The organism is Azospirillum sp. A29 (genome assembly GCF_042604625.1).
Taxonomy (GTDB): Bacteria; Pseudomonadota; Alphaproteobacteria; order Azospirillales; family Azospirillaceae; genus Azospirillum; species Azospirillum palustre.
In genome coordinates this window covers 633,652-647,182 of the sequence record NZ_CP170463.1, presented here as the reverse complement: position 1 = coordinate 647,182, position 13,531 = coordinate 633,652, and the positions used below count along the sequence as shown (strand labels likewise).

General features: G+C 67.9%; 12 protein-coding genes and 1 pseudogene. 11 read left to right on the top strand and 2 right to left on the bottom strand.

Translation table 11 applies throughout. The annotated features are described in order from the left end of the window. The first annotated feature begins 242 nt into the window (after positions 1-242). Entirely contained in the window at positions 243-935 is a 693-nt protein-coding gene (locus ABNQ38_RS11500) for a DUF2161 domain-containing phosphodiesterase (protein WP_377806968.1), read from the top strand. Positions 936-1,002: 67 nt separating this feature from the next. After that, entirely contained in the window at positions 1,003-1,629 is a 627-nt protein-coding gene (locus ABNQ38_RS11495) for a MarC family protein (RefSeq protein ID WP_377806967.1), read from the top strand. Positions 1,630-1,680: 51 nt separating this feature from the next. Here the strand turns inward: ABNQ38_RS11495 and ABNQ38_RS11490 are convergent, their stop codons facing one another. Then, positions 1,681-2,163, bottom strand: coding sequence for a winged helix-turn-helix transcriptional regulator (locus tag ABNQ38_RS11490; RefSeq protein ID WP_377806966.1), 483 nt, complete (start codon positions 2,161-2,163; stop codon positions 1,681-1,683). Between the two features lie 121 nt (positions 2,164-2,284). Here ABNQ38_RS11490 and ABNQ38_RS11485 point away from each other — a divergent pair, with 121 nt between their 5' ends. From ABNQ38_RS11485 to ABNQ38_RS11465, 5 genes and pseudogenes are all read left to right on the top strand, one after another. Further along, positions 2,285-3,007 carry a hypothetical protein gene (locus ABNQ38_RS11485; protein ID WP_377806965.1) on the top strand — a complete coding sequence of 241 codons (723 nt, stop codon included), beginning with the start codon at positions 2,285-2,287 and terminating at the stop codon, positions 3,005-3,007. A 41-nt stretch (positions 3,008-3,048) separates the two neighbouring features. Then, positions 3,049-3,153, top strand: a pseudogene (locus tag ABNQ38_RS11480) (hypothetical protein); the annotation flags it as partial. Positions 3,154-3,312: 159 nt separating this feature from the next. Continuing rightward, the gene (locus tag ABNQ38_RS11475) at positions 3,313-4,710 is read left to right on the top strand and encodes a cytochrome ubiquinol oxidase subunit I (protein ID WP_377807416.1); all 1,398 of its coding nucleotides are present in this window, start codon (positions 3,313-3,315) and stop codon (positions 4,708-4,710) included. 5 nt (positions 4,711-4,715) lie between these two features. Beyond that, the gene (cydB, locus tag ABNQ38_RS11470) at positions 4,716-5,735 is read left to right on the top strand and encodes a cytochrome d ubiquinol oxidase subunit II (RefSeq protein WP_377806964.1); all 1,020 of its coding nucleotides are present in this window, start codon (positions 4,716-4,718) and stop codon (positions 5,733-5,735) included. Between the two features lie 56 nt (positions 5,736-5,791). Next, positions 5,792-6,493, top strand: coding sequence for a hypothetical protein (locus tag ABNQ38_RS11465; protein WP_377806963.1), 702 nt, complete (start codon positions 5,792-5,794; stop codon positions 6,491-6,493). 181 nt (positions 6,494-6,674) lie between these two features. On the opposite strand, the gene ABNQ38_RS11460 is transcribed toward ABNQ38_RS11465, so the two are convergent. Next, positions 6,675-7,274: a class I SAM-dependent methyltransferase gene (locus tag ABNQ38_RS11460; protein WP_377806962.1), complete on the bottom strand. Its 600-nt coding sequence runs from the start codon at positions 7,272-7,274 to the stop codon at positions 6,675-6,677. Between the two features lie 581 nt (positions 7,275-7,855). Here ABNQ38_RS11460 and ABNQ38_RS11455 point away from each other — a divergent pair. The 4 genes from ABNQ38_RS11455 to xdhC all read left to right on the top strand — a co-directional run bounded on the left by ABNQ38_RS11455 (position 7,856) and on the right by xdhC (position 13,491). Continuing rightward, on the top strand, positions 7,856-8,575 hold the full coding sequence (locus ABNQ38_RS11455) for a hypothetical protein (RefSeq protein WP_377806961.1): 720 nt from the start codon (positions 7,856-7,858) through the stop codon (positions 8,573-8,575). Between the two features lie 215 nt (positions 8,576-8,790). Then, positions 8,791-10,263 (top strand): xanthine dehydrogenase small subunit, encoded by a 1,473-nt coding sequence (xdhA, locus tag ABNQ38_RS11450; RefSeq protein ID WP_377806960.1) that lies wholly within the window; start codon positions 8,791-8,793, stop codon positions 10,261-10,263. Next, a complete protein-coding gene (xdhB, locus tag ABNQ38_RS11445) occupies positions 10,256-12,646 on the top strand; it encodes a xanthine dehydrogenase molybdopterin binding subunit (RefSeq protein ID WP_377806959.1) in 2,391 nt (796 codons plus the stop codon). The genes xdhA and xdhB overlap by 8 nt, the downstream gene beginning before the upstream one ends. Then, positions 12,643-13,491: a xanthine dehydrogenase accessory protein XdhC gene (xdhC, locus tag ABNQ38_RS11440; protein ID WP_377806958.1), complete on the top strand. Its 849-nt coding sequence runs from the start codon at positions 12,643-12,645 to the stop codon at positions 13,489-13,491. Before xdhB ends, xdhC begins: the two co-directional genes overlap by 4 nt. Positions 13,492-13,531 lie beyond the last annotated feature (40 nt).

Below are 13,531 nucleotides of genomic sequence, written 5' to 3'. Positions count from 1 at the left end.
GAGAGGGTCGGGGTGAGGGGGAACCACTTCGAGGATCCCTCTAGTATCGCGCAGTCCCTCACCCGGCTGCTGCGCAGCCACCCTCTCCCGCAAGCGGGCGAGGGTCCGCCCCCCTCACCCGGCCGGCGATGCCGGCCGACCTCTCCCCGCTTTCGGCGGATCTTCGATCCGCCTGTCGCGTCAGCGCAAACGAAGTTTGCGCGTGAGCGGGGGGGAGAGGCGGATTCGCGGTCCCTCGGCGAATGACCGTCACCGCTGAAACCGACCTCTACGCCCCCGTCAAAGCCTTCCTCGAAGCCCAGGGCTATGACGTGAAGGCGGAGATCCGCGGCTGCGATATCGTCGCCACGCGCGGGGACGAGCCGCCGGTGATCGTCGAGCTGAAAAAGCGCTTCACCCTCGACCTCGTGCTCCAGGGGGTGGACCGGCTGGCGGTCAGCGACAGCGTGTATCTTGCGGTGCCGCAGCCAGGGCGCAAGGCGACCGGGCCGTCTCCGCTCGACAGCGATGTGAAGAAACTCTGCCGCCGGCTGGGGCTCGGCCTGCTGATGGTCGATCCGGGTCTGGCCGAGGGGCGGCAGGTCGCCGTGCTGCTCGACCCCATCCCTTACACCCCGCGCAAGGATAAGAAGCGCACTCATCGCCTGCTCGGCGAGCATGCCCGCCGGGTCGGCGATCCCAACCGCGGCGGTTCCACCCGCGTCGCCATCGTCACCGCTTACCGCCAGGATGCGCTGCGCATCGCCCGCCTGCTGCGCGGCGGGCCGCTGACCGTCGCCGACCTGCGCAAGGCCGGGGCGCCGAAGGATGTCGGGCCGATGCTGCTGCGCAACGTCTATGGCTGGTTCGAGCGGGTCGAGCGCGGCACCTATGCCCTGACCCCGGCCGGCGTGCAGGGGGTGGAGCAGTTCGCCGGTGCGCTGGCGGAGGCGTGACACTCCGCACCGCCGAGCCTATGATCGCCGCCGCCCAATCCACGATCACAAAAGGCTGGAGCCCGCTTTGTCGGACTACATCAGCAACCTCGTCGTCTTTTTCGTCGTCGTCGATCCGCCGGGGCTGGTGCCGCTGTTCATCGCGCTGACCCGCGGCTTCGACGACCGGCACAAGCGGATCATCGCGCTGCGCGGCACCGCCATCGCCTTCGTGGTGCTGGTCTTCTTCGCCTATTTCGGCAAGGTCGTGCTGGAAACGCTGTCCATCGAGATGCCGGCCTTCCGCATCGCCGGCGGGGCGCTCTTGTTCTGGATCGCCTTCGAGATGCTGTTCGCCAAGCGCTCCGAGCGCAAGGAGCGCGACACCGGCGAGGCGATGACCGACGAGGACGCGCACGACATCGCCGTCTTCCCGCTGGCGGTGCCGCTGATCGCCGGGCCCGGCGCCATCACCTCGATCCTGCTGCTGATGGACCGCGTCGGCACCACGGCTGCCGGCCAGATCAGCGTCCTGGGGGCGGCGGCGACGGTGATCGGCGGAGTGACGCTGATCCTGCTGGGGGCCGACCGGGTCGGGCGGCTGCTCGGCCGCACGGTGATCCACACGGTCAGCCGGGTGCTGGGCATCGTGCTGGCGGCACTGGCGGCGCAGACGGTGATTTCCGGCATCACGGCGGTCTATCCGCCCCACTGACCGCTGGGCGGTGTCGCCGCCGCCTTCCGGGCGGGCGCCTCTGGACGGAGGCTACCGTCGGGCGGGCCGCGCGGAAAGCCCAGGCTCCTGCCTTGGAGCAAGCCGGAAATCGCGGGAGCCGAGAGCGCGACCGTCCTGCGCCATCAACAGTAGTTTGGCGAGTGGCTGTCCGTTTGGCTTGTCGACCATCGCAACGTCGAGTTCACCGGACTCGAAGCAGTTTTCCTCACCCCATTGCCAGAGTGCAACGAGGATGATGTGGAGTTGCTCCCCCTTCGGGGTGAGCACGTAAAGGTGACTGAGCGCAGAGTCCGGGTCCGGTTCGATGACGAATATTCCATTGTCGGCCAATTTCTTCAGACGGCTTGAAAGGATATTTTTCGCAAGCCCCAAGCTCTTCTGAAACTCGCCAAATCTCTGCTTTCCTCCGAATGCTTCGCGCACGATCAGCAGCGACCACCAATCGCCAATGACCTGAAGGGAGCGTGCGATCCCGCAGTTTGCCTGCCCCAGGTCCTTGCGCTTGCCCTTCATTCGGTTCTCCGTTCGCCGCGATCAATAGGGTTGCAAAGTTAAACCATTTCGGTCAGATGTCGAGAGGTTGCAAAGTTAAACCATTCGGCACGGATGCCCGTGTCGAAAACGGAGGCATGGAATGAGTGACCTGTTGGACCTCGCGGTTTCAGCGCATGGCGGTTGGGACCGCTGGCAGACGCTCAGGACGGTGAGCGCGCATGTCTCGATTGGTGGCGGCGTCTGGCAACTCAAGGGATGGCCGGACGTGTTCAAGGACGCTCAGGTCTCGATCGACCCTCACAGGCAGCACACCGAATATTCGCCCTTCGCCCAGGCTGGCCGGCACACGCTATTCGACGCCGCGCGCACGGCGATCCTGACCGATGGCGGGGAGGTCGTCGAGCAGCGTGAGGAACCGAGGAAGGCGTTCGAGGGCCATACCCTGACGACGCCGTGGGATGCCCAGCATCTGATCTACTTCAGCGGCTACGCCATGTGGACCTACCTGACCACGCCCTTTCTCTTCAAGCTCCCGGGGGTCAGGAGCGAGGAGGTCGAACCCTGGGTGACGGAAGAGGGGGAGACGTGGCGCCGTCTGACGGTGACGTTCCCGTCGGGCATCGAGACGCACTCGACCGAGCAGACCTTCTATTTCGATGCCTCGGGGATTCTTCAGCGTCATGACTACAGCGCCGATGTCCTGGGCGGGACGTCGAGCGCCAATTATGCGACGGAACACAGGACGTTCGGCGGTTTCGTCTTCCCGACCAAGCGGCGCGTATACGCGATCGGCGAGAACAACCTGCCCCTGCGTGAGCGCGTGGCGGTTGCCATCGACTTCCTCGACATCGACGTTGTGTGAGAGGGGAACTGTCGATGGCCTGATCGGCTCTCTTCTCTCCCTTGAGGCTCGGCGCTGGGTTCGATGGTGTCGAGCTTCACGGGGCGAACGGCCACCTCATCGACTGGTTCCGGCGGTCGAACACAAATCGACGGACGGATCGCTATGGCGGCTCCATAATCCCTTGTGCTGTCGGGTTTAAGACTGAAAGACTAGTCCCCCTTTCCGCGGCAGTCGTCCAGTCTACATCGCCTCCTGCCACATCGGCGCCGGGCCTCCACCCGGTGTCGGCGTGTCATCGCGCCCCAACACAAGAGGCGGCGGCCATGGACCTCGACCCGCTGATCCTGTCGCGGATTCAGTTCGCGTTCACGATCTCCTTCCACATCCTGTTTCCCAGCTTCACGGTCGGGCTCGCCTGCTGGATCGCGCTGCTGGAAGCGCTGTGGGTCGGCACCGGCAAGGGCATCTATCGCAGCCTGTCGGAGTTCTGGACCCGCATCTTCGCGCTGTCCTTCGGGCTTGGCGTGGTGTCGGGCATCGTCATGTCCTACCAGTTCGGCACCAACTGGAGCCGCTGGTCCGACACGGTGGGCAACGTGCTGGGTCCGCTGATCCAGTACGAGGTGGTGACCGCCTTCTTCCTAGAGGCCGCCTTCCTTGGCATCCTGCTGTTCGGGCGCGACCGGGTGCCGCGCGGCATCCACCTGATGGCGGCCTGTCTGGTGGCGCTGGGCACGCTGCTGTCGTCCTTCTGGATCCTGTCGGCCAACAGCTGGATGCACACCCCGGCCGGCTTCGAGATCAAGGACGGCCGTTATTTCGTCACCGACTGGTGGCAGGTGGTGTTCAACCCGTCCTTCCCCTATCGCCTCGCCCATATGGTGACGGCGATGTTCCTGACCACCAGCTTCGTCGTCGCCGGCATCAGCGCCTTCTACCTGCTGAAGCGCCGGCATTTCGACCATGCAAGGCTGGGGCTCGGCATGGCGCTCGCCCTCATCACCGTGCTGGCCCCCTTGCAGATCTTCCTCGGCGACGAGCATGGGCTGAACACGCTGGAGCATCAGCCGGCCAAGATCGCGGCGATGGAAGGCAATTGGGAAGGCGGTCCGCGCGCCCCCCTGGTCCTCTTCGCCATCCCCGACGTGGAGGCGGAGACCAACCGTCTGGAGATCGGCATCCCCGCCCTGTCCAGCCTGATCCTGACCCACGACTTCAACGGCAGCGTCCCCGGCCTGAAGCAGTTCCCGGCCGACGAGCGGCCCGACCCGCGCATCGTCTTCTGGACCTTCCGCCTGATGGTCGGCATCGGCTTCCTGATGCTGACGGTGGCGGCGGTGCATCTGGTGCTGAGGGTCCGCGGCCGGCTCTACAGCAGCGACTGGTTCAACCGCATCCTGGTCGGCTGCATGCCCATCGGCTTCGTCGCCATCCTGGCCGGCTGGTTCACCACCGAGATCGGGCGCCAGCCCTGGGTCGTCTACGGCCATCTGCGCACCGCCGATGCGGTAACCCCGTCGCTGACGGTGGAGGCGGCGCTGGTCTCGCTGGTCTCCTTCGTCGTCGCCTACACCATCATCTACGGCGCCGGCACCTATTACCTGATCCGCCTGCTGCGCGCCGGCCCGGCCCATGTCCATGACGCCCGGCAGCCGCCGGAGGCGCAGAGCCCGAAGCGCCCGCTGTCGGCCGCCGATCCTTCCATCGAAGCCGCGGAGTAAGCCCCATGCAGGAAATTGCGGAAGGAAGCCTGCTGACCCTGATCTGGGTCGGGATCGTCGGCTTCGCGGTGTTCATGTATGTGCTGATGGACGGCTTCGACCTCGGCATCGGCATCCTCTACCCCTTCGCCCCGACGGAGGAGGACCGCGACACCATGATGAACACGGTGGCGCCGGTCTGGGACTTCAACGAGACCTGGCTGGTGCTGGGCGGGGCGGGCCTGTTCGCGGCCTTTCCCATCGCCTATGCCGTGGTCCTGCCGGCGATGTATCTCCCGCTGCTGGTCATGCTGATCGCCCTGATCTTCCGCGGCGTGGCCTTCGAGTTCCGCTTCAAGGCGCGGGCGGGCCGGCATTGGTGGAACCGCTCCTTCTTCGTCGGGTCGCTGCTGGCCACCTTCGCGCAGGGCGTCGTGCTCGGCTCCTTCATCCAGGGCATCCCGGTCTATGAGCGGCAGTTCGTCGGCGGCATGCTGCACTGGCTCTCCCCCTTCGCGCTGTTCTGCGGGGCGGCGCTGGTGGTCGGCTATGCCCTGCTCGGCGCGACATGGCTGATCTGGCGGACCATCGGGCCGTTGCAGGACTGGTGCTTCCGCATGGCGCGGCGGCTGATGCTGGTGGTTCTCGTCGGCGTGGCGGCGGTCAGCCTGTGGACGCCCTTCCTGCTGCCGCAGATCGCCGAGCGCTGGTTCTCGCTGCCCAACCTGTTCTTCCTGGCGCCGGTGCCCATCGTCACCGCGGTGCTGGCCTTGGCCCTGTGGCGGGCCATCGACAACAGCAGAGAGGTCGCGCCCTTCGTGCTGTCGATGGCGCTGTTCGCCCTGTCCTACCTTGGCCTCGCCATCAGCCTGTGGCCGCATCTGATCCCGCCCGGCGTCACCGTGTGGGAGGCGGCGGCGCCGCCCAAGACGCAGGTGTTCCTGCTGGTCGGCATGGCCTTCCTGATCCCGTCGATCCTGGGATACACCGCCTATTCCTACTGGGTCTTCCGCGGAAAGGTGACGGGGGCCTTCGGATACCATTGAGCGGAGAGGGCGCCCCGGCCTAAAAAGGGCGCCTTCGGACGGGAAAGGGATCCGCCATGGACAACGACATCAGCTTCGCCGAGGCCATGCTGCGCCGTGGCGCCGGCCTGCTGGACGCAGAGGCGGATGCGCCGGGCGGCGATCCCTTCGCCGTGCTGGCCCGCCTGCTGGCCGCCGCCGCCGCGACCGACGCGCCGCTGGTGGTGCTGAGCGAGGGCGGCAACCATCCCGCTCTGTTCGACGAGGCCAACCGCCGCGCGGGCGAGCCGCTGACCGCCCGCCTCGCCGCTCTCGCCGCCACCCGCCAGGGCGAGCGCGCCACGATGTACGAGTTCGACGGCACCGGCCCGCTGACCGGCAACCGCATCGTCGCCGCCCTGCTGCGGCCGGAGGAGCGGCCCGACCTGCTGCATGTCTACATCGCCGTCGGCCGCCTGCGCGGTGGCGAGGCACAGATCACCGTGCCGCCCGCTCTGCTGCGCTTCGACGCCGCCGCGCTGGGCCAGACGCTGGGGCTGCTGGGCGATGCCGTCTCGCGCAGCCCGAATGCCGCCACCGCGGCGCTGGCCCATGCCGCCGCCATCTTGCCGATGGAAGGCCATGAGCAGGGCGGCATGCCGGCGGCCCTGCTGGACCTCTATTGGCATGCGCTGACCTTGGCGTCGGTGCGCGCCGCAGGCGGCGCTGGGGCGTCGGTGCGCGCCGCCGGCAGCGCGGCCGGGGGATTGGCCGGGATGACGCCGGAGGGGAATGCGTAGAGCGCGATCGCTTCAGACGGCATCGTCCGAAGCGTGAACCGCACGGAGGATCAGGGAGCGGCCGCGTTCCGGTTGCCGCCCGTCATTCCGCATTCCGTCGGCGGTTGCCGAGTCGGGCGCCACCACCACCGGCAGGTCGCGGCGCTCCCCTCCGGCCTGGCTGGGCTGTATCGGGCCACGGTCATGTCCGCGTCTCAAGAACGACGAAGCTCCAGCGGATGTCGGTTCGCCCCAACATATCGTTGCGCTCTGCAACGTGGACAGCGTCGAGCCCGTGCAACCTCGCAAGTTCGATTGTTTCATCTGCCGAGACCTCGAACATCCTCCGCCCTTCGGGAACCGGACCGTGACGCAGTGACATGCTGATCCGGCCATTGGCATCGAGGAGTCCCGCCAGGGATTTCATCGCCGTTTGCCGCTCCTGAAGGTCCAAGTGCATCCACACGGCGGTCAGAAGAATGAGGTCGAAGCGATCCTTTCGACGATGAAGCTGCAGGAGGTCAGGAAGATGGTCGTCGATCCAGTCGATGGGCTTTCCGCCATGGAGGCGCAATCCCTCCTGTCGAAGCGCATCGGTCGGTTCCACAGCGACGACCCTGTGGCCGCGCGCGGCGAGCGCGGCGGCGTCGCGACCCGACCCCGCCCCGACGTCGAGGACCCGCGCGGGCGGGGACGGAAAGAGATGCATCACCTCTTGGTGGACGACTTCAAATGTGATGCTCTCATATTGTTCGGCCAGTGCCGGCGCGTTGTCGCCGTACCCTTGCGTTCCTCTGATCATCGTTTCCTCTCCACTCCCGCCGGGGTGTTGTCATATTGGCGGCCCTGCATGGCGGGTCGGACGGGCATGAGCACCTCCACCAATCCGCAATGGGCGGTTCCCGCTCTCCGGCGGCAGGCATCAGCGAGGCTGTGTCGCCGTGTCGGGTGCTGTCAAGCCGCCTGCGGGGAGTTGCCGACCTCGGAGGCTACCGGGGCGGAAGGTGAATTCCGACCCGGGCAAGTCCCTTTGGCGTTTTAGCGGCTCTCATGGCGAGCAGGTCACCCTCCGGTTCCGACCGGCCCTCGGCGGCAATGACGGTGCCGTCATCCGGGATTGGGAATTGGCCGGTCTGGGCATCATTGTCCGCCCGGAAAGGGGTGTAGCCGGCGATCTCAAGCCGGGCCGCTTGATCGCCTTGCGCCGGCGCTCGTGCGCCTTCACGGGGAAGGTAAAAGCCATTCGATCCGACTGCCAAACACCATTGCCCCTGCCGTGGAGAGATGCCGCCTCGCTCCGTGTTTTTGCACAAAGTCCGCCGACAAAGGATTAAAATCCTATAACCTCTCCGCAAACGTCCCACCAGCTTGCGGAGCGACCCCATGCCCCTCGACAGCCGTACCTTCCAGAACGACAATTTCCCCCGCTGGGCGGAGGAGCCGCCGGTGCCGTCGGAGGGCTCGCTGGTTCCCGGTTCGCAGTTCCATGAGGAACAATGGATCATGGCCGCCGGCATGCTGGCGCGCGGCAGCAGCTTCCTCTATGTCGCCCGCGCCATGGGATGCAGCCGCACCACGCTCTGGCGGGCCTATTACGGCTCCAAGGATTTTCGTCACAGGGTCTGGTGGGAGCGACAGGCGCTGAACCGCGAGGCCGACCTGCGCCTGTCCTCGCTGCGCAGTCTGGTCGTCGAGCAGATCGAACGGCTGGTCTCCTCCGGCGATCCCTCCACCGTGCGCTGGCTGGCCGAGAAGCTGGGGCTGTTCGCCAGTCTCGATGCCCCAGCCTCAAAACGGCAAACCACGCAACCGGACCGTCAGCTCGTCCCCGAACTCGAGGACGACCTTCCCGGTGCACTATGTGAGCAGACGGCGGATCGCCCTCTCTCCCCCGGGGAGAGGGAGGGGACCCGCGCCGCAGGCGTGGGGAGGGTGAGGGGGCCGGCGCGCGATCCGCGCGCCGCCAAGGGGCATGCTGCCCCTTGGCAATCCCCTGGCGCGGTCGTTCCGTCCGCGCTGCCCCCCTCACCCAACCCTCTCCCCAGGGGGGAGAGGGCTTATAAGCTGTCGCCTTGCCCAACCGCTCTGCCGCGCCACCGGTAGGCGGCAGATGGAACAGCCGCCGGAAACCGTTCCACGCTGTTCCACCCCTCCCACCGGCCCCCGCCGGATGCGGTCCGCATCGTCCCCGAGGAGTCCCGCGCAACGCCGCTCTTTTGCAAATCGTTTGAAACTCTTTCCCGCGCTGCCGATCTGGTGACAGAGTTAACGTCAGTGAAATACTGCGTCACATCGTCACCAGTTCATCGGGAGCAGCCATGCGCCAGCGCCTCCGCTTCTATCTCGGGGACGAGCTTCGGGAGATCGACGCGGTCGATCCCACCCTGACGGTGCTCGACTGGCTGCGGCTGTCGGAACGGCGGGTCGGCACCAAGGAAGGCTGTGCCGAGGGCGATTGCGGCGCCTGCACCGTGGTGGTCGGGCGGCTGGACGGCGACACCCTGCGCTACGAGGCGGTGAACGCCTGCATCCGCTTCCTCGCCACGCTGGATGGCTGCCGGCTGCTGACGGTGGAGCATCTGAAGGGACCGGACGGCGCGCTGCACCCGGTTCAGCAGGCGATGGTCGATTGCCACGGCTCGCAATGCGGCTTCTGCACGCCGGGCTTCGTCATGTCTCTGCTGGCGCTGTACCTGAATGAAGCCCGGCCCGACAGCCAGCGCATCGACGACGCGCTGGCCGGCAACCTCTGCCGCTGCACCGGCTACGAGCCCATCGTCCGTGCCGCCCACGCCATGTACGAGATCGGCGACCGCCAAAGCGACCGCTTTGCCGACCGCGCCGCCATGGCGGAAAAGCTGAAGGCCCTGCGCGACGAGGAAATCCTCAGCGTCGGTTCCGGCGGACGCCGCTTCCTGGCCCCTGCCACGGTGCCGCAGCTGGCGCAGCTTCTGCTCGACAACCCCGGCGCCACCATCGTGGCCGGGGCGACCGACGTCGGGCTGTGGGTGACCAAGTTCCAGCGCGTGCTGGCAACGGTGATCCACACCGGCCGGGTCCGCGCCCTGCGGCGGATTGAGGATCGCGGCGACGCGCTGGTGATCGGCGCCGGCGTCACCTACAGCGACGCGGCGGAGCGGATCGCCGCGCTCTATCCGGATTTCGGCGAGCTGATCCGCCGCATCGGGGCGGAGCAGGTGCGCAACATGGGCACCATCGGCGGCAACATCGCCAACGGCTCCCCCATCGGCGACACGCCGCCGGCCCTGATCGCCTGCGGCGCCACCCTGCGGCTGCGGCGCGGCGAGGGGACGCGAGAACTGGCGCTGGAGGAGTTCTTCCTCGAATACGGCAAGCAGGACCGCCGCGATGGCGAATTCGTCGAGGCGGTGATCCTGCCCAAGCCGGCGGCGGGGGAGCGGTTCCGTGCCTACAAGATCGCCAAGCGCTTCGACCAGGACATCTCCGCCGTCTGCGGCGCCTTCCGCCTGACGCTCGACGGCGAGGGCCGGGTGGCGGACATCCGCATCGCCTTTGGCGGCATGGCCGGCACGCCCAAACGCGCCGCCGGGGCCGAAGCGGTGCTGCTGGGCCGCCATTGGACCGAGGACAGCGTTCGGCTGGGGATGGAGGCGCTGGTGGGGGACTACGCGCCGTTGTCCGACTGGCGGGCCAGTGCCGGCTATCGGTCGGCCGTGGCCGCGAATTTGCTGATGAAGCTGTATGTCGAGACCAGCGACCCGGCGGCGGAGACCCGTCTGGTCGGCGACCGGAGGCTTGCACATGCCTGATTCCATGGCGCCTGACATCAGGACCCCCCTCGCCCCAGCCCCCACCCCGGACCGCATCCAGGGCGCCGTCCACGACTCCCGCCGGCACGAGAGCGCCCACAAGCATGTCAGCGGCGAGGCGGTCTATGTCGACGACATCGCCGAGCCGGCCGGCCTGCTCCATCTCTATCTCGGCCTCAGCAGCCGGGCCCATGCGCGCATCCGCGCCATCGACCTGTCGCCGGTCAGGCAGGCCCCCGGCGTGGTGGCGGTCTTCACTGCCGAAGACGTGCCGGGGGTCAACGACATCGGCTGCATGGGCAAGCATGACGAGCCGCTGTTCGCGTCATCCCTGGTCGAGCATGTCGGCCAGCCGATCTTCGCCGTCGCCGCCGAAACCCGCGACCAGGCCCGCCGCGCCGCCAGGCTGGCGGTGATCGAGTATGAGGATCTGCCGGCAATCCTGACCATCGCCGCCGCCCGCGACGGAGAGCGGACGCTGGTCACCCCGCCGATGAATCTCCGGGTCGGCGATGCCGATGCGGCGCTGGCCGCGGCGCCGCACCGAGTGGAGGGCCGGCTCGCCATCGGCGGGCAGGAGCATTTCTACCTGGAAAGCCAGATCGCCATGGCGGTGCCGGGCGAGGATGGCGAGGTGCTGATCCATATCTCCACCCAGCACCCGACGGAGGTCCAGCACATCGTCGCCCATGTGCTGAACCTGCCCAGCGCCGCGGTGACGGTCGAGGTGCGCCGCATGGGCGGCGGCTTCGGTGGCAAGGAAACGCAGTCGAACCTGTTCGCCGCCTGCACCGCGCTGGTCGCCGGCCGAACCGGCCGCGCCGCCAAGCTGCGCCCCGACCGCGACGACGATTTCCAGATCACCGGCAAGCGCCATGATTTCGAGATCGACTATCGGGTCGGCTTCGACGACAGCGGGCTGATCCAGGGCGTGGACATGCTGTTCGCCGCCCGCGCCGGCTATGCCGCCGACCTGTCCGGCCCGGTGACCGACCGTGCGCTGTTCCACGCCGACAACGGCTATTTCTATCCGGCGGCGCGGCTGCAGTCGTTGCCGCTGAAGACCAACACCGTGTCCAACACCGCCTTCCGCGGCTTCGGCGGCCCGCAGGGCATGGTGGCGGCGGAGCGGGTGATCGACGAGATCGCCCATGCGTTGGGCAAGGACCCTCTGGAGATCCGCAAGCGGAATTTCTACGGCAGCGATCCGGAGACGGACGGCCGCAGCCTGACGCCTTATCACCAGACCGTCACCGACAACATCCTGCCCGAACTGGTGGCGCAGCTTGAGGAAAGCAGCGACTACTGGCGGCGGCGGGAAGAGATCCGCGCCTTCAACGCCGGCAGCCGCATCCTGCGCAAGGGGCTGGCGCTGACGCCGGTGAAGTTCGGTATCTCCTTCACCGCCAGCCATTACAATCAGGCCGGCGCCCTGGTCCATGTCTACACCGACGGCAGCATCCAGCTGAACCATGGCGGGATCGAGATGGGGCAGGGGCTCTACACCAAGGTTGCCCAGGTGGTGGCGGAGGAGTTCCAGGTCGACATCGCCACCATCCGCCCGACCGCCACCAACACCGGCAAGGTGCCCAACACCTCGGCCACCGCGGCCTCCTCCGGCTCCGACCTCAATGGCAAGGCGGCCCAGGCGGCGGCCCGGAGCATCCGGGAACGGCTGGTCGCCTTCGCGGCGGAAAACTGGGGTGTCACGCCGGACGCGGTGCGGTTCGAGCGCAACCGGGTGCTGGTCGGCGACCGCGAGATGAGCTTCGCCGATCTGGTCCGCGCCGCCTATATGGCGCGTGTGCAGCTGTCGGCCACCGGCTTCTACAAGACGCCGAAGATCCATTGGGACCGCGCGGCCGGGCGCGGCACGCCCTTCTATTATTTCGCCTACGGCGCCGCCTGCGCCGAGGTGACGGTGGACACGCTGACCGGCGAATATGTCGTCGACCGGGTGGACATTCTGCACGATTGCGGCCGGTCGCTGAACCCGGCGATCGACAGGGGCCAGATCGAGGGCGGCTTCGTCCAGGGCATGGGCTGGCTGACCATAGAGGAGCTGTGGTGGGACGGGCAGGGCCGCCTGCGCACCCATGCTCCCAGCACCTACAAGATCCCGGCCTGTTCCGACCGCCCGCGCATCTTCAACGTGGCGCTTCTGGAAAACGCGCCGAACCGCGAGGACACCATCTTCCGCTCCAAGGCGGTGGGCGAACCGCCCTTCATGCTGGGCATGTCGGTCCTCCACGCCCTGTCCGACGCGGTGGCGAGCCTCGCCGGGCACCGCCTCTGTCCGCGGCTGGATGCGCCGGCCACGCCGGAACGCGTGCTCGCCTGCATCGCCGCCCTGCGGGAGCGGGCTACGTCTTCCCAACCATGAAGCCACTTTCCGCCACCCTCTCGCACTGGCTGTCCCAAGGCGCCCCCGCCATCCTCGTCACCGTCGCCGAGGCGCGCGGCTCCACCCCGCGGGAGGAAGGGGCCGGCATGCTGGTCGGGCGGGAGGCCTGTGCCGGCACCGTCGGCGGCGGCCGGCTGGAATGGACCGCCATCGCCACCGCGCGGCGGATGCTGGACGATGGCAGCGCCGCCGAAACGCTCGACCTTCCGCTGGGACCGGCGACCGGGCAGTGCTGCGGCGGGCATGTGGTGCTGCGGCTGGAGCGCGCCGATGCCGGCACCGTTGCCGCCCTGGAGGAACTCGAACGCCGGGCGCGGGCGGCGCGGCCGACCCTGCTGCTGTTCGGCGCCGGCCATGTCGGACGCGCCATGGCGACCGCCTTCGCACCCTTGCCGCTGCGCCTGCTGTGGATCGACGGCCGGGCGCAAGAGTTTCCCGAAACGATCCCTGCGGGGGTGGAGCGTATCCTGACCGACAGCCCGCTCGACCCGCTGGCCGGCGCGCCGTCCGGGTCCGGCTATCTGGTGCTGACCCACAGCCACGCGCTGGACTTCGAGATCGCCGAGGCGGCCCTGCGGCGCGGCGATGCGGCCTATGTCGGGATGATCGGCTCGGCAACGAAACGGGCGAAGTTCGAGCGATGGTTCCGGGCGCGGGGGCGGGAGGTGGACGCGCTGGCGGGCCTGACCTGTCCCATCGGCGCCGCGCTGACCGGCGACAAGCGGCCGGAGGTGATCGCCGCCCTCGTCACCGCGGAACTGCTGGTGGCATTCACGAAATCCGCCTGCATCCCCCTCTCCCCCCCGGGGAGAGGGTCGGGGTGAGGGGGACGCATGGCGAGGATCTCTTCCGCTCCGCCGAACC